This is a genomic window from Paenibacillus sp. FSL E2-8871, assembly GCF_038000345.1.
Taxonomy (GTDB): domain Bacteria; phylum Bacillota; class Bacilli; order Paenibacillales; family Paenibacillaceae; genus Paenibacillus_AQ.
On sequence record NZ_JBBOBV010000001.1, the window covers coordinates 3013117 to 3030108 of the forward strand.

Consider the following 16992-nt stretch of genomic DNA (forward strand, 5'->3'; position numbering starts at 1 on the left):
CCGCAAGAAATCCTTCTTTCTATGCATAAATACGGAACGGATGTCAAATGACGCATTGGCACCGTTCCGTATATTTATACCCCAAACCAACATTCTATACCATAAGACACAAACTTTTCTTATAGATGTTGTTCAAAAAGCTGTCCTTTGATCAAATGTCGAATCTTGAATTCAGCCGGGAACTCCGGTGCTCAGTCGTTTACCAAACGAGCTTGCCAAAATCAGCAAACGCCTTGGAGTCAGCATCAATACCAGCTAGCAAAGCTAAACGGTTAGCACGTACCTGCTCATCCTCTGCCATAACCATAACGGAATCGAAAAATGCTGTAACAGCATCTTTTAGACCCGAGAGAATACGGAGTGCTTCTTCGGCATTATTCGCGGACATCGCTTCAAGATACGGTGTGTGTAATTCCTGCCATGTATTGTACAGCTTCAGCTCAGCATCTTCTTTAAGTAAAGAAGGATCAATCACTTCGCTGGTTGCTTTAGCTGCCAAATTACTGACACGAGTGAGTGAATCTACTGTAATTTTAAAGTCTGCTTGGTCTAACACACCACCCATAAGCGCACGGCTTCTGCCCACAACATCTACCACGTTGTCAAAGCCAGCTGCTGTAACAGCGTCCACAACATCATAGCGTACATTGTCGGATAAAAGTCGTTTAACACGCAGACCGAAGAACTCGTACAGGTTTATACGTAGTTCATCGTCAGAATGTTTCGAATTCCCTGAATTTTTATGAATTTCAATCGCTGCTTCAAAAATCTCGCGCAGCGTAATCGGCAATTTATGCTCCAGCACGATTTGAACAATCCCTGCAGCCTGGCGACGCAGTGCGTAAGGATCCTGTGAGCCTGTTGGGATAATACCGATAGAGAAGCAACCTACAATCGTATCGATCTTGTCCGCAATGCTGACAACTGAACCGGCATCTGTCGATGGTACTGCATCACCCGCGAACCTTGGCTGATAATGCTCGAAGATTGCTTTTGCCACAGTTTCAGGTTCTCCTGCTTTGCGTGCATAATCTTCACCCATGGTGCCTTGAAGTTCTGGGAATTCATAAACCATTTGAGTCACAAGGTCGAATTTGCAAATATCAGCAGTCCGACTTACTTCAGAAAGGGTTATATCAGACAATCCCAACTTTACAGCAAGACGATCGGAGATTTGGCGAATACGACGCACTTTATCTCCAACACTGCCAAGCTCTTCATGGTAGACGATATTCTCCAATTTGGCTAGTGCATCATCAATCTTCATCTTTTGATCTTCTTGATAGAAGAATTTGGCATCTGATAGACGAGCACGGAGTACCTTCTCATTACCTTTAGCAATAACCTCCAAAGATACTGCATTCCCGTTACGCACCGTTACGAAGAAAGGTAGAAGTTTGCCCGCTGCATCAAATACAGGGAAATACCGCTGATGCTCACGCATCGAAGTAATCAGCACATCCTGTGGAATGTTCAAGAAAGATGGGTCGAAGGTTCCGAACAACACGGTTGGTGTTTCAACTAGGAACAGTACTTCCTCCAAAAGATCCTCTTTGATCGCAATCGTCCAGCTTTTTTCTTCAGCCAATTGATTGATTTGTTTCAGGATCAATTCTTCCCGTTCCTTCACGTCTACAAGGACATGCTGCGCACGCATGCTCTCAACATATTGTGCAGGCTCCGAAATTACAGTCTCTGTACCCAGAAAACGATGTCCACGGCTCACATTACCCGCTTTTACATCCGTAATTTCCAAATTAATAATATCTTTCCCGAAAAGAGCAACTAACCAGCGGATCGGACGCACGAATTTAAAATCATAAGCTCCCCAACGCATGTTTTTCGGAAAAGTCATCGCATTTACAATCCCTAAAAGCCCTTCTGAAAGAAGCGAAGCTGTCTCTACCCCAGCACTATTTCTAGTAGCATATATATACTCTACTCCAGCTAACTCTTTGAACGTAAATTGCTCCGGAGATACACCCTGACTACGGGCAAATCCTAAAGCAGCTTTGCTCCAGTCTCCGTTTGCATCCAGTGCGATTTTGCGTGATGGTCCTTTGACTTCTTCGCTGATATCCTCTTGCTTCTCAGCCGCATCCTTAACAAAAACAGCGAGACGACGTGGCGTTGCATAAGCAGTAACTCCAGCATGGGTAATCCGTGCAGAATCCAACCACTTGGATGTTCTATCTTGCAGCTGTTCCATCGCAGCGCGGATAAAACGTGCAGGAATTTCCTCCAGACCGATCTCAAACAGGATATCTTTAGACACGGTCAGCACCTTCTTTCTTCAGCAGCGGGAAGCCAAGCTTCTCGCGTTCCTCAAGATATGTTGCCGCTACAGAGCGGGCAAGATTACGCACTCGGGTAATAAATCCAGTCCGTTCAGTAACACTGATAGCTCCACGTGCATCCAGCAAATTAAAGCTATGTGAGCATTTCAACACGTAATCGTAGGCAGGGAACACAAGATGCTGCTCCATCGCTCTACGCGCTTCTTCTTCGTACATGTTGAACAGTGAAAATAGCATTTTTACATCAGATACTTCAAAGGTGTAAGTAGAATGTTCAAACTCCGGTTGATGAAAAACATCACCATAAGTCATGCCGCTAACCCATTCAAGATCAAATACATTTTCTTTATCTTGAATGTAGGATGCTAGCCGCTCCATTCCGTAAGTAATTTCTACGGCAACTGGATTGGCCTCAATTCCACCGACCTGTTGGAAGTACGTAAACTGAGTGATTTCCATACCATCTAGCCATACTTCCCATCCTAGACCTGCACAACCCAGTGAAGGGTTCTCCCAGTTATCCTCAACAAAACGGATATCATGCAAGAGCGGATCAATGCCGAGTGCTTTCAAACTATCCAAGTAAATCTCTTGAATGTTATCAGGCGATGGTTTGATAATGACTTGAAATTGATGATGCTGATACAGACGGTTCGGATTCTCTCCATAACGTCCATCGGATGGGCGACGTGAAGGCTCTACGTACGCAACTCTCCATGGTTCAGGACCTAGTGAGCGTAAAAATGTCATAGGGTTCATCGTACCGGCGCCTTTTTCAGTGTCATAAGGCTGTACGATAATACAGTTCTGTTCAGCCCAGAACTGCTGCAGCGTCAAAATCATCTGCTGAAAGTTCATAATACCGTCTCCTTCGCTTTACAAGTTTTTTAGTTCATCTTGCTTAAAACTTCTTACCATGGAGGCGGCATTTTTCGCTCCTGACAGCAACAAAAAACCCCCGCCCCCATGCCTGATTAACAGACATAGGGACGAGAGCTTAACTTATTCTCCCGCGGTTCCACCCTACTTGATTCCAACCCTTGATTCAGCAATATCACTTGCTAAAGACAAGAACGAAATCCACTTTCATTCGCCGTATCCGTACTCCCGGGTGCCATGTTCATGAACATTGTCCCGCCAGGCTCTCACTACCCCCAGCTCGCTGAATCGCGACAATATCGCTCATTACTTTCCCGATCAATGCACGTTCTCCCGAAGTAGAGCAAAACGGCGACAATCTTATAATTAAACTGTTCCTATAGTAACGGAAAAATCAGATTTCGTCAAATCTTGTACTTGTCGAGCTGATCCAGGAAATTCTGTGATTTTAGCTTTAATCCAAGCTGCACATCCATAAAGGCACGCATAATTTTTTTTAGCTCATCACGGCTGCTTTCTTTGACATCCACATTCCCTAATCTAGTTAGATCAAGTCTGGCAAATAAGCGTAGTAATTTCAACGCACGAGCAGAGACCTCCATTGCTGGAGGATCATTATGTTTACAGCTGCGGCAGAGTGCTCCACCAAGGCGAGGGCTTATCAGCAGTTGTTCATCAGGCTTTTCAGCTCCACATATCACACAGGTGTCGAACTCTGGACCATAACCGGCTGCTTGCAAAATCTTCATTTCATAAACATTTATGATAACTCCAGGTTCCTTATCTTCTTCAAGTGCGTTCAAGCAGGCCGTAAGCTGGCGAAACCAGAAGCTCCCCGTCTCCTCATCATGCAGGACTTTATCAAGCAGTTCACAAGCGTATGATGCATATGCTGCTTTAATCAAATCCTCACGCAGAGGGTGGTGAGACTTCGTGATCTCGCCGGAATTCAGCGTTCCAAGACCTCCGTTATTTCTAAAAAAAACAAATTCCCCGACGGTGAACAGCTGGATCAGGGCAGCATGGCGGCTCTTAACCTTCTTAGCACCTCGTACCAGAACTCCTACTTTCCCGGCGTTCTCGGTGCAAAGCGTAATAATTGCGTTCCCCTCGCCGTAGTCCATGCTGCGGATGACGATCCCTTCCACCCTGTGTAGCATGCCTCTTCCCCCAACCATTCGGCAAGCAACCAGTCCTTATTGCGCTTCTTCATCACAGACCTTCTCTTCTTCCACTAGCTGTAATCCACTGTCTTCAAGTGGATAGCCAGCTTCCTTGTATAGCAGGTAAGCATCGACGTCTCCTGTCATTGCAAAATACTTCCACGAAAAGTTTCGCATTCGTATTCATCCTTTCTTGGGAAAGACGATGTCTCTTCAAGAATTAGGATGTGCGATGAGCCAGGTTCTATCCTTGCAATTCCTGCCAAACGAGGAATGACGGATAAAGATCTTAAAGGTCTTTATGGAAGCCCAAATCCCGCAGAACGCGGTCCTGATTACGCCAGTCTTTTTTCACTTTTACCCATAGCTCCAGAAAAATCTTCGAACCCAAAAGGTTCTCAATGTCTGTCCGAGCGCGTCTGCCAACCTCTTTCAGCAGCGCACCTTGCTTACCGATAATGATCCCCTTCTGAGAATCACGTTCAACAAAAATAACGGCAGACACATGCACCACACCATTCGGCTCAACCCTCATATCTTCGATAGCCACAGCAATGGAATGCGGTACTTCTTCGCGCGTCAAATGCAGAATCTTCTCACGAATTAGTTCTGCGCACACAAATTGCTCAGGGTGATCCGTAATTTGATCTTCCGGGTAGTATTGCGGACCTTCTGGTAAATACTTAGCGACTTGCTCTAACAGCGTGTTAACATTGCTACCCATCTTAGCAGAAATTGGAATGATTTCAGCAAAGTTATGCAGCTTGTTGTACTGAGCCATTAGTGGGAGCAATGCTTCCGGCTCTATTTTATCGATCTTGTTGAGTACAAGAATAACTGGCGTCTTAAGTCCGTTTAATTGCTCAGCAATGTATCGGTCTCCACCGCCCAAACCATCTGCAGCATCCACAAGGAACAGTACAGCCTCAACTTCACCCAGCGTGCTCATTGCAGTTTGGTTCATGTAGTCGCCTAGCTTGGACTGTCTTTTATGAATACCTGGTGTATCCAGGAACACGATTTGCGAATTATTCGTTGTATAGACCCCATGGATTTTGTTTCTAGTGGTCTGTGGCTTATCCGACATGATTGCAATCTTCTGTCCAATAACCTGGTTCATGAGTGTCGATTTGCCTACGTTCGGTCTGCCGATAATTGCGACAAAGCCTGATTTGAATTTCATATTATCTTCCTTCCATACTTTCCTTCTAGTTCAATCTTTTTCAATCATTCAATCTTTTTTTAAAGCTTTTTCGATCCCCCTAAATCCCCCTTAGCCAAGGGGGACCCCAAGGGCCCCGGCCCTCTGGACACCCGGAAATAGGCGTACCTGCAACGTTCGGCGGGATTAGAGGGACGGTCGTGCATGAGCGCTTTCGTCCCCTGTTGGGGACACGCTTCACTCTCGTTTATTAACACGGTTCGCATTAAGCTCGCCATGGATAAAGATTACTGTGATGCAGCTTACAGGCAGGGTTTCAAGTTACGATGTGCAAAGAATCGCTAGCGGCTTCGCCGCGGCGCTCACCTCGTAATGTTACTCTAACAACACATAATTTGCACGATTTTAGCCTAACTTGATTGTTAGCGCACACTTTTAATTGTATTTTGTACAACTAATTTGAGTTTGAGTTTATGTTTTGGTGTTTTAGTTGTATTCTGTGCAATTAAATCCTGTCTTAAGAGCCAAATATGGACTATATCATAAATTTAATTGCACTATCTGCAACTAAATTCATTTTTGTGCGAAAGAGTAGCAATGTAACTGTACATTGTGCAATTAAAATAATAACCTTCGTCTAACTATACCTGATTTGCCTTTAAACAGGCATTAAATCAAACCCTCATTTTATTCTGGAGCTTGTCCTTGCTTCAGATCTACGGGACCAAAAGCGCCGGGAAGTAATTCTCCCACCGTCGTCTCAACAATATCGCCCTTCATGTTTCCAAGGATAACCTTCATGTCGGGTGAACACAACTCAATTAGAACTTGGCGGCATACACCACAAGGAGATACGGGGCCATCGGAATCGGCAACAACGGCAATTGCCTTGAAAGAACCGATAGCATGACCGTCAGCGATGGCACGGAATAACGCGGTGCGCTCTGCACAATTGGTTGGGCCAAAAGCAGCATTTTCTACATTACATCCGTGATGAATATGACCGTCCTGATCAAGAAGGGCGGCTCCAACTCCGAATCGGGAGTAAGGAATATATGCCTTAGCACGTGCTTTAATCGCTTCTTGCATAAGAAGAGCGGAATCCATATTTGGGTCCTCCTAAAGTTTTGTTAGCATTACTTCACTGATTTGCCTCGTACAAAACTTGCTTCGAAAGCATCCACTTAGTTTTGTTAGCATTACTTCATTGAATTTTCTTCGTACAAAACTCGCATCCTAAACATCCAGTAACCAAAGAGGCGGAATCGCAAAACGCGGGTCCGCCTCTCCCCTGAATTGAATTGTAACCTGATTATGACATAAGTCCGGTAATCCAGTCCATCACCGGGTGGTAAAAAACATAGATCCCGACTAAGACAGCAAACACCGCCGTAAGAAGCACAGCTCCTGCGGCGGTATCTTTTGCTCTCTTAGCCAGTGGGTGAATCTCCGGCGAGATCAGGTCTACCGTCGCTTCAATTGCTGTATTGAGCAACTCGGCGGTTAAGACAAGCGTGATGGAGAAGAGCAGCAACATCCAACTGGCCAGCGGAAGTCTGAACACGGCAGCGGCAACAAGTACAACCACAGCCAAACAGCAATGCACCTTCATGTTAAGCTCGGATTTGAATGCCGACACGATGCCTTGCGATGCAAACCGAAAAGAGTGCCAGAACTTCTTATGTCCTACCGCCGTGTTCTTCACCATTAGCGAGTCAACCCAACCTGAGCTAGTACTTTCTCTTGCTTAGACATCATTTCAGCCTCTGAAGCTTCATCCTGATGATCATATCCTAACAAATGCAGAAATCCGTGCACAAAGAGGAAACCAAGCTCACGCTCCAGCGAATGACCATATTCCTGCGCTTGCTCCTGAGCACGAGTTACGGAAATGATGATATCTCCCAGTACATCCGGAACATCTTCCAGCGCTTCGCCTTCTTCTACTTCGTATATAATGTCCAGCTCGTCCTCTCCGCTTTCATTCATCGCAAAAGAAAGTACGTCCGTCGGACGGTCAATTCCCCGGTATTCCAAGTTCAACTCATGAATACGAGTGTTATCGACAAAAGTAAGCGCAACCTCTCCCTGATCGATCCCTTCCGCCTCACCTGCTTTTTGCAAAATGCTCTCCAGCAGTGCTATGAGATCGTCCTTTATCTCGTATTCTTCTTGCTCGTTATCCCAAACGATCTCCAAACTCATGGGTTAGCTGCCCCTTCCTCTTTTTTCGGCTTACGCACATCTTCTGGGTATTCGATCCGTGAATGGAAAATCCCCATGACCGTTTCTTTCAGCGTCCGTGCAATAATGTCCAATTCTTTAATCGTTAAATCACATTCGTCAAACTGATGATCATCCAGTCGACTTTTAATAATTTTCTCAATCATCGTTTCCACCTGAAGGACGGTTGGTTTGCGCAAGGATCGCACCGCAGCTTCAACACTGTCGGCAATTCCTACAACAGCCGATTCCTTCGACTGGGCTTTCGGGCCAGGATAACGGAAATCTTCCTCGGTAAAATCAGGCTCTACACCTTTTTCTTCCGCCAGCTTCAGGGCTTTATGGTAAAAATAATGCAGGAACGTCGTCCCATGATGCTGCTCAGCAATATCACGAATCGGTTTGGGCAGCTTATATTCTCGTTGCATCTCCACCCCATCGCGGGCGTGAGCTACAATGATAGATTTACTAAGCTTCGGTTCAATAGAATCATGTGGGTTTTCCATATTATTCTGATTTTCAATAAAATAAAACGGACGTTTTGTTTTACCAATATCATGATAATACGATCCTACCCGGCACAATAGGCCGTCTGCTCCAATCGCTTCTGCGGCCGCTTCTGACAAGTTACCTACCATTACGCTATGGTGATAGGTTCCTGGTGTTTCCGTAAGAAGCTTGCGCAATAAGGGATGGTTCGGATTAGACAACTCTACCAGCTTCAGGGCAGATAGAATACCAAAGGTAGCTTCAAAGAAAGGCATCAGACCAATCACAAGCACTGCAGTCAAAAGTCCACTCGCAAAAGCAAAACCAACGGCATACAGCGTGCTTACATCTTTCCATTCACCACCAGCTAAGAGGGTCAGCATAAAGACGGTCACACAGCCAAAAAGGGATACCATAATCCCGCCTTTTAATAATGTGGAACGCTGGCCTGCACGATGAGTGGCAAAAATAGCTACATAACAAACAACAATTGAAAAGAAGCCAAAGGTAAAATCAAACACCGAATTCTGCTGAACATTCAAAATGATACTGGCGAGTATACTGATCAGAATAGAACAGAAATACGCTAATGTCATATCCAGAAGCATGGTAATCAGCATAGCACCAATGGCTACTGGAGCCAGATACCCGAGATAGGAATGGACATCCGTCTGCAAAATTGCGGTCAACCGCATGGAGATGATCGTAATAACAAACACAAGCACCAGCATTAATAACTGGGAATTATTATACTTGAAGCCCGCAGTTCCGCCAGAGTAACGGATAAACACCATCAGACCCGCAGATAGCATGGTAGCAAGTAATAGCAATCCAACCTGAGGCCAATAGTTGACCTCATTGCTTAGCAGGCCATTCTCATCCAATAGGGCGTACAGCTCAGGGGTGATTTTTTGCCCTTTAGCGACAAGAACCTCCCCTTGCTCAATAAACACATCAGGTGTGTTCTCACGAGCCTGTACCTTCGCTTCCTTCGTTGCATCTTCGTCATAGAACTTATTGCTTGTAATAACGAGCCGGACTAACTCTTGCACAACCTCACGCGCCGTACGCTGACTCAGAGAGCTGATACTGACCTGCTCCGCCACTTTGGCGCGCGCAGTCTGGGCGTCCGTGATTTGATCGTTCATCAGCCTAGTCACAATATCACGAGCGACAGGCTTCATTTCGATAATGTCCTGAGAGGTCAGTCGCGGAATCTTAATGTAAGTTTCATCTGGAATGACATAGGTCTGCTCTTTTATGACAGATTGCATTTCCTCCAAAAGATGATCGGAATAAGTACCTGCACCCCGATTTGAGGCTATGAAATTCAAAATAAAATCATTGGCTCTCTGCGGGATCTCATCACGATAAATCTCAGTCTTATCGCTTTGCGAAATCAAATCATCCTGATTCAGACGATCAATCCGGTCCAGCAGCGATGTCACAAGATTATCGGCCCTCATCGGGATGATTTTATACTTAGGAGATACACCTTCGGCTGCTTCTTCCGCCGCCTTTAGTGTTGCCTTCTTGTCCAAAATTTGCTTAGGCGCTGTTATCTCCTTCGCGCTGAGCGTATTCTCTTTAATATCGTACCGCTTAGGTAGTAGATCGGGCGACAGACTGAAGTAGAACACAAGTCCGAGTAACAGGAAAAGAGCATAGCGTGTCGCCGCGCTATACTTCCATCCGTTGTTCGTATATACAAATCCGCTTAATTTAGATGGTTGCTTTGAAGCCATGAAGACAATCCCCTTTATTGGAGGTTTTCGGCAGAGCGGTCATAGGCAACGATAATTTTCTGCACCAGGGAATGCCGTACTACATCCTGCTCCGCAAAATAAACAAAACCGAGTTCTTCTATGCCGGATAAAATCGCTTTAGCCTCAATCAAACCGGATTTCTTGCCGCGAGGCAGGTCAATCTGGGTAACGTCACCCGTAATCACCATTTTGGACCCGAAGCCGAGTCGAGTCAAAAACATTTTCATTTGCTCAGGCGTTGTATTCTGGGCTTCATCCAAAATAATAAATGAATCATCCAGCGTACGACCACGCATATAAGCGAGCGGAGCAATTTCAATCAATCCCCGTTCGAGTGCCTTAGCCACCTGATCGGGCCCCATAACGTCGTATAAGGCATCATATAACGGACGAAGGTATGGATCTACCTTTTCTTGCAAATCCCCTGGGAGGAACCCTAGACTCTCTCCTGCTTCTACTGCTGGGCGCGTAAGAATGATACGCTTAACAGAACCTTCTTTAAGTGCCGTAACTGCAAGCACTACCGCCAAGTAGGTCTTACCCGTTCCTGCAGGACCGATTCCGAATACAATATCACGCTTCTTGATCGTTGTCACATAATGCTTCTGGCCAATCGTTTTGACACGGATAGGCTTTCCACGAAAAGTTGTTGTAATTTCTCCCTTGAACAAATCGAGCAATTGATCGACCCGAAAGTCTTTCGCCAGCTCCACAGCGTACTGCACATCACGTTCAGTAAGTATGTAACCGCTCCGAATGAGGGACAGCAACACATTAAACAATTGTCCCAGCATGTCTACTTCCCGCTCCGCACCACGTATCGTTAACTCTGCTTCACGGGAATCAATAATAGCAGGAATTTCACTCTCGATGATTTTTAGGAATCCATCTTGCGGGCCGAACAGCGATTGCGCCTCTCCCGCATTTTGCAAAGTAATACGAATGCTTGCAGTCTGTTCTGACAAGTAGCCTCATTCTCCTCAATTGTTTACTATTGGCAGTTCTTCGGAAATTTTTTCTTCTACTTCAAAGATCACTTTCATATAAACTTTACCATTCTCTTTCTTCTCATGCAAAACTTTTTGACTTTTGATGACGCTATCAACGCCATAACGCGCCAAAATATCATTCTTCGCTCGCTCTATTCCCTTTTCAAATCCAGCCTCTGGAGTTAATGTCTCACTTGTTTCACTAATCTCCATTTCTTTCTCAGTCATTAGGCCCAGCGGCAGCTTAATGGACCGCCAGGACAGCGGATCGTGCTCAGTAAGTGTTCGTGATTTCTCAAAAGGAGAATCGCCATAACCCCATAGCTGGATAGCCCATTTACCAAGCACCAGATAGGTTCGATCCTTACGCTCCCCTGTATATGAGCTACTTGTTGTTGTAAGAGGCACCTCTATATTGTATTCATGCCACACTAGACCCTTAACCTCACCTTTAGCCACCACATACTGTACATTCTCTTCGTCGCCTAAAGCACCCGAGATCAGGATATCCCCTTTTTTAACCCGTGAGTTACGCGCTACAACCGGTCTGCCCTGCTCCGCATATATTTCAGTTACCACCGCATCTGTTCTGCTAATCAAATGCCGCTGACTAAGTAGAGGTTTGATATCCGGCTGTTTAGATTCTACCACCTGAATTTTAATGCTCGTCCCCGTCCGCTGCACCCCTATCCATGAAACGCCGGGTAATTGGGCTAGGAGCCCCTTAGAGAGCTTGTCCGGCTCATCCAGACGCCATATCCATTGAAAAGGATACACCCCCTCCTGGCGAGCAGCTGCCAATATATCCTCGGAGGCAATTTTTTCATTTCCCTCGACTCTAATGCTCCACACCATCGTAGATAACATAAAGAGCATAATCCCGAATATCAATATTCCCATGCCAAAAAATTTACGTTTCCAAAGCCGCGCCATCAAAAAAGGCAGTCCGCTTCTTCCTGTAACGTGCATCCGACAGCCTGTCTTCTTTAAAATCGGACGGAGGACATAAAAATCATTCAGAAGCAGCTTAAGGGAAGCGCCGCCCTCAGCGGGCCTCACATCCCAAATCACTATACCTGCTTCAGAAATGACATTAATGAATCTCTCCACCTGAGGCCCCGTCACATGCAGTGTAACGAATCCCCGCAGTGATGAAAGAGGTGGTTCCTTCATGATTTCCCCTCGCTTTCTTTATATCTGATCTCTCCGATAATGCCTTCTACCGCCAGCTCCTGACCAAGAATATTGCGAATGACAAGATCCTCGCCTGTGATTTCAAGCGATCCTTTAGCTAACGCGAGCTTAAGCTGGCCTGAGGAAAAATGCAGCACGCCGCGATGATTCTCGATATACAGTTCCTTATTGCCGATCAGGGTGATCCGGGGCATTTCCTGTAGTAAGTCCTGTGGTAAATCCAACACCCCGTTTGTCCATCCCCGCAGCCTGCGGCCAATACGGGTCATAAGTAGACGCTCCCCCTTCCTGCCTTCTGTACACCTTATGCGGCAACGCTTTTGTTTATGAGAAGAACTCATAAAGGAGCACCTTTCAGGTATAAAAAACATAAAAAAGCCTCAGCTTTCCTATCGTTAAGATAAGAAAGCTAAGGCTAAATTGTTACTTGACCGAAAATTACGATCTTCGGGAGGAATGCGGCTGGCGAGCACGCGGAGGTCCTAGAATCTCCGCCCAAACCACACCATTACGCAGCTCATCCCTATTCCCTGTTCTGTTTGACTGAACATCTGTATCAGGGGATGAACTCTTCGTCTTCTTCGACCTGGGATCTGCTCCCGCTATTCCATCAAAAGCAGATTGAAGACGCCGCACCTCTTCCTGCATTCTTTGTGTGCGTAACTCAACTCCGTCATCAGCATGCTCCAAAGACATACCTTCTCCAGTAGAATAATCTGGTGTCGGGATGTACGCAGGCTCTGGAAATGCAGGTGATGCGTCATACTCACGGGAGGATGTAGTAACAGGAGCAGGAAACCCGCTACCAGACTGTTCTGGCTGATCTCTGTTCCCGTCTACATCCTTATTACGGTGGAGAGGATTCCCGTCTCCTCCGCCAAAGGTCGGCATCCCTCCGCGTGTAGTACCTTTGGGTTTGTTCTTCGTAGCTTTGTTCACATTGGATACAATCGCGAAGATAATAACCGCAACAATATAGATCCAGCTCATGGAGATTCACATCCCCTTTTATTTATTATTGTTAGGACGGTTATTATCGTCCTGATCATTCATTTTGCCGAGGGAACCGCGCATTTGGGTATCTGCCTCGATATTTTTGATGTTCATGTAGTCCATCACACCGATTTGACCATTTCTGAGTGCCTCAGCCATCGCCATAGGCACCTGAGATTCAGCTTCCACAACAAGCGCCTTCATCTCAACTACACGCGCTTTCATCTCTTGCTCATGAGCGACAGCCATTGCTCTGCGTTCTTCTGCCTTAGCTTGTGCAATACGTTTATCCGCTTCTGCTTGTTCGGTTTGAAGATACGCACCGATGTTCTTGCCTACATCGATATCCGCAATATCAATAGAGAGGATCTCAAAAGCAGTACCTGAATCCAGACCTTTCGACAATACCGTCCGAGAAATCAAATCCGGGTTTTCCAAGACATCTTTATGTGAATCACTTGAACCTACTGTCGTTACAATCCCTTCACCAACACGGGCAATGATTGTTTCTTCACCCGCACCACCCACGAGACGGTCGATATTGGCACGTACAGTTACACGTGCTTTTACCTTAACTTCAATCCCGTTTTTAGCGACAGCCGCAACAACTGGTGTTTCAATTACACGAGGGTTAACGCTCATTTGCACAGCCTGAAGCACATCGCGTCCTGCAAGATCAATAGCCGCTGCGCGTGTAAATTCCAAAGGAATATCTGCACGTTGTGCTGCAATAAGCGCATTAACCACCCGGTCTACGTTACCACCTGCGAGATAGTGGCTCTCCAGTTGATTAATATTCAGTCCAAGACCTGCCTTAGTCGCTTTAATCATTGGATTAACGATTCGACTTGGTGTTACACGACGCAGTCTCATCGCTACTAGGGTAATAATACTAATCCTAACCCCTGACGCCAGTGCAGAAATCCAGAGCATGACCGGGAAGAAGCTTAAAAAGACACTCAACAAAATGACTACGACTACCGCAATCAACAAAAAAGTAATTAAAGATGCTTCCATAACTTTACAACCTCCAGTAAATTATTGTGGAGCTACTATTCGCCATACCCTTTATCTTTTACCTTATTCCTTAATTTCCTTCACCACAATCCGTCCGCCCTCAACTTTTACAACAGAGACCGGTGCATTAACGCTAATAAAGCTGCCTTCAGTAACGACATCTACTCGCTCGCCGCCAATCATAGCCGTTCCGGATGGACGAAGTGGAGTAATACTGTTTCCTATAGCTCCAACTAAGCTTAACTTTTCTTCAACAGGTACAAATCCCTGATCTTTAGAGAGCGTATCCTTTAAAATAAACCTATTCCAAATTCCACGTTCTTTAAATGCGACAGCCACAATCACAATGACTACTGTTGCAGCCGCGAATGCGATACCTAGACTAAACAATGCATGTGTGAAGCTGTATGCTGCGCGTACGACACCTGCCACAAGGCTCACGGAACCAAGTATCCCCAATATCCCAAAGCTCGGCACGAATAGCTCCAGCACAAGCATGACAAGTCCGATTATGAACAAAAGCCAAGTCTCTGATCCGGCAAACCCTGCTACAGAATTTCCGAAAAAATATAAAACAAAGGCTAATGTCCCAATAATCCCAGGTGCACCGAAGCCCGGAACGATCAACTCAATCACAATGCCTGTGATCCCGATGAATAGCAAAATCGTCATAATAATCGGATTCGTCAGAAATTGCGACATTTTCTCGGCACCCGTATGCTCCACACGAAAAATGTCATCTGTAGTATAACCTAACCAAGTAATCGCCTCTTCTGGAGTGGTTGTAATTTGATCAGCATAACCAGCTTTTAAAGCTTCGTCACTAGACAAGGCAATAATTTCGCCCTGCGCTTTAGATACGCCAAGATCTGGCTTATCCACAACCAAATTACTATCGACCATTCCCGCAGCAATATCAGGATCACGCTCATTTAGAGCAGCGGCTCCAATCATTTTTGATTTCCAGTAGGAGACCATCTTCGCGTCATCTACTTTCTGGCCGCTACTATCTACTAGAGATGCAGAACCGATCATGCTGCCCGGCTTCATGATGATTGCACCTGCGTTAAGTGCTATGTAACTGCCTGCGGAAGCGGCATCACCTTTAATAAAAGCAGCCGTAGGTATGTCACTATCTCTTACCATCGTCCCAATCTGTTCTGCTGAACTCACCAGTCCACCCGGTGTATCGACCTCCAGTACAATTAGAACCGCTCCATAATTAGCAGCTTCTGCGAACCCTCTTTCCAAAAAGCTTTGCAGACCTCTTTCAATTTTCTGATCAACCGGAATAATAAACACAGGGCCTTTCTTCATCTCACCATTCGCAGCCTTTGGTGCTTTTGGTACCGTTACATCAGCGCTGACGTTCGGGATAAACGGCGTTAAGAGCAATAGCAGTAAAACAACTGGAATGCTGGCTAACATAATTTTCCGTAATCTTTTCAATGTTTTTACCTCCCTTCTTCAACTTGACCCGGGACACATAAACTTTATTACGTTGTAAGCGTAATTACGTTTCAAAACAAAGAAAAGCACCCCTTTTACAAGGGGTGCTGGCGCTATATTATTGCAGAAATTGCTGAACCGCTTGGTTCACGAGTTTACCATCGGCGCGACCTTTGACCTTAGGCATCAGTGCGCTCATGACCTTACCCATTTCACTTTTCGAAGAAGCACCGGTTTCCTGGATGGTCTGCTGTACAATTGCTTTAATTTCTTCTTCGGAAAGTTGCTCGGGAAGATACTTAATAATAATCTCGATTTCTGCCTTCGTACTCGCGGCAAGCTCGTCGCGACCCGCTGATTCAAATTCTTGGAGGGCATCTTTGCGCTGTTTGATTTCACGACTAAGGATATCAAGCACTTCGTTGTCGTCCAATGTTCTCTTCAAATCTATTTCAAGATACTTTATTGTAGAACGAACCATTCGAATCGTGGAGAGCGTGAACTTGTCCTTACTCTTCATCGCTTGCTTCATATCTTCGTTCAATCTCTCGCTAAGATTCATGCGTGGGTAATCCTCCTAAAACTTTCTCTTACGAGCAGCCTCAGACTTCAGCTTTTTCTTAACGCTTGGCTTTTCGTAATGTTTGCGTTTCTTCACCTCAGCCAAGACACCATCTTTTGCGATGGAACGTTTAAAGCGACGAAGTGCAGCATCAATTGTCTCGTTTTTGCGAACTTTCGTTTCAGACACAGTTTCCCCTCCCTCCGACCATACCGTCCAAGAGCATAACACGGTTTATCAAATTCCATTATAGGTCAAACGGAAATAGGGTGTCAACCTTCGTGTTATTCTTTTTTTCTGGCAAGTTCTTCAACATTTAATGATTGTACTATGCGTGAGAAGCTGAGTTTCCTGTGAGAGCTCCCAGCTTGGCCCCACCAAGCAAGTGATAATGAAGATGAGGCACAGCTTGTCCACTATCTGGACCACAATTATTGATCAAACGATAACCAGATTCGGCAATCCCTAGGTCGATAGCGATCTGTTGCGCTACACTGTGAATTTCTGCAATTAGCGGAAGATCCTCAGGTGTGACATCATTCATGGAAGCAATGAACTTCTTTGGAATGATCAACACATGTACCGGTGCAGCCGGCTCGATGTCGTAGAATGCAAGAATACGTTCGTTCTCAAATACTTTTTTGGAAGGAATAGTACCCTCAATAATTTTGCTAAACACGGTCTCCATAGAGTGCTTGCCTCCTAAAAATTGGTGAAATTCTACTTCATCATAAGATAATCATACAGGATAATCACCAATTACGAAAGACGCTAGAAGATTCAACATCCACACTCTAAAACTGTATCTA

At 45.5% G+C, this 16992-nt stretch carries 18 protein-coding genes; all 18 read right to left on the reverse strand.

All coding sequences use genetic code 11. The features are described from left to right. Positions 1-199 precede the first annotated feature (199 nt). Positions 200-2275, reverse strand: coding sequence for a glycine--tRNA ligase subunit beta (glyS, locus tag NYE25_RS13815; protein ID WP_341146129.1), 2076 nt, complete (start codon positions 2273-2275; stop codon positions 200-202). Continuing rightward, positions 2268-3155, reverse strand: a complete 888-nt coding sequence (glyQ, locus tag NYE25_RS13820) for a glycine--tRNA ligase subunit alpha (RefSeq protein WP_042130314.1) — start codon at positions 3153-3155, stop codon at positions 2268-2270. Before glyQ ends, glyS begins: the two co-directional genes overlap by 8 nt. Positions 3156-3580: 425 nt before the next feature. Next, positions 3581-4336: a DNA repair protein RecO gene (gene recO, locus NYE25_RS13825; RefSeq protein ID WP_042190931.1), complete on the reverse strand. Its 756-nt coding sequence runs from the start codon at positions 4334-4336 to the stop codon at positions 3581-3583. A gap of 36 nt (positions 4337-4372) precedes the next feature. Further along, complete coding sequence (locus NYE25_RS13830; RefSeq protein WP_076117313.1) at positions 4373-4516, reverse strand: YqzL family protein; 144 nt, start codon at positions 4514-4516, stop codon at positions 4373-4375. Positions 4517-4628: 112 nt separating this feature from the next. Then, positions 4629-5522, reverse strand: a complete 894-nt coding sequence (gene era / locus NYE25_RS13835; RefSeq protein WP_042190933.1) for a GTPase Era — start codon at positions 5520-5522, stop codon at positions 4629-4631. 666 nt (positions 5523-6188) lie between these two features. Next, a complete protein-coding gene (locus NYE25_RS13840; protein WP_149647613.1) occupies positions 6189-6608 on the reverse strand; it encodes a cytidine deaminase in 420 nt (139 codons plus the stop codon). 205 nt (positions 6609-6813) lie between these two features. After that, entirely contained in the window at positions 6814-7209 is a 396-nt protein-coding gene (locus NYE25_RS13845; protein ID WP_341146130.1) for a diacylglycerol kinase family protein, read from the reverse strand. Next, complete coding sequence (gene ybeY / locus NYE25_RS13850; protein WP_076117315.1) at positions 7209-7706, reverse strand: rRNA maturation RNase YbeY; 498 nt, start codon at positions 7704-7706, stop codon at positions 7209-7211. Before ybeY ends, NYE25_RS13845 begins: the two co-directional genes overlap by 1 nt. Beyond that, positions 7703-9958 carry an HD family phosphohydrolase gene (locus NYE25_RS13855; RefSeq protein ID WP_076284783.1) on the reverse strand — a complete coding sequence of 752 codons (2256 nt, stop codon included), beginning with the start codon at positions 9956-9958 and terminating at the stop codon, positions 7703-7705. Before NYE25_RS13855 ends, ybeY begins: the two co-directional genes overlap by 4 nt. 14 nt (positions 9959-9972) lie before the next feature. After that, entirely contained in the window at positions 9973-10944 is a 972-nt protein-coding gene (locus NYE25_RS13860; RefSeq protein ID WP_042190944.1) for a PhoH family protein, read from the reverse strand. 15 nt (positions 10945-10959) lie between these two features. Beyond that, positions 10960-12141 (reverse strand): sporulation protein YqfD, encoded by a 1182-nt coding sequence (yqfD, locus tag NYE25_RS13865; protein WP_341146131.1) that lies wholly within the window; start codon positions 12139-12141, stop codon positions 10960-10962. Further along, on the reverse strand, positions 12138-12431 hold the full coding sequence (gene yqfC, locus NYE25_RS13870; RefSeq protein WP_060621997.1) for a sporulation protein YqfC: 294 nt from the start codon (positions 12429-12431) through the stop codon (positions 12138-12140). The genes yqfD and yqfC overlap by 4 nt, the downstream gene beginning before the upstream one ends. Positions 12432-12600: 169 nt before the next feature. Further along, the gene (locus NYE25_RS13875; protein WP_076284785.1) at positions 12601-13152 is read right to left on the reverse strand and encodes a hypothetical protein; all 552 of its coding nucleotides are present in this window, start codon (positions 13150-13152) and stop codon (positions 12601-12603) included. Positions 13153-13170: 18 nt separating this feature from the next. Beyond that, on the reverse strand, positions 13171-14172 hold the full coding sequence (gene floA, locus NYE25_RS13880) for a flotillin-like protein FloA (protein ID WP_042190951.1): 1002 nt from the start codon (positions 14170-14172) through the stop codon (positions 13171-13173). A 63-nt stretch (positions 14173-14235) separates the two neighbouring features. Continuing rightward, complete coding sequence (locus NYE25_RS13885) at positions 14236-15600, reverse strand: NfeD family protein (protein ID WP_149647677.1); 1365 nt, start codon at positions 15598-15600, stop codon at positions 14236-14238. 139 nt (positions 15601-15739) lie between these two features. Then, positions 15740-16183, reverse strand: a complete 444-nt coding sequence (locus NYE25_RS13890; RefSeq protein WP_042190953.1) for a GatB/YqeY domain-containing protein — start codon at positions 16181-16183, stop codon at positions 15740-15742. A 15-nt stretch (positions 16184-16198) separates the two neighbouring features. Beyond that, on the reverse strand, positions 16199-16372 hold the full coding sequence (rpsU, locus tag NYE25_RS13895; RefSeq protein ID WP_036657994.1) for a 30S ribosomal protein S21: 174 nt from the start codon (positions 16370-16372) through the stop codon (positions 16199-16201). Between the two features lie 139 nt (positions 16373-16511). Continuing rightward, complete coding sequence (locus NYE25_RS13900) at positions 16512-16871, reverse strand: histidine triad nucleotide-binding protein (RefSeq protein ID WP_042130338.1); 360 nt, start codon at positions 16869-16871, stop codon at positions 16512-16514. Positions 16872-16992: the final 121 nt, after the last annotated feature.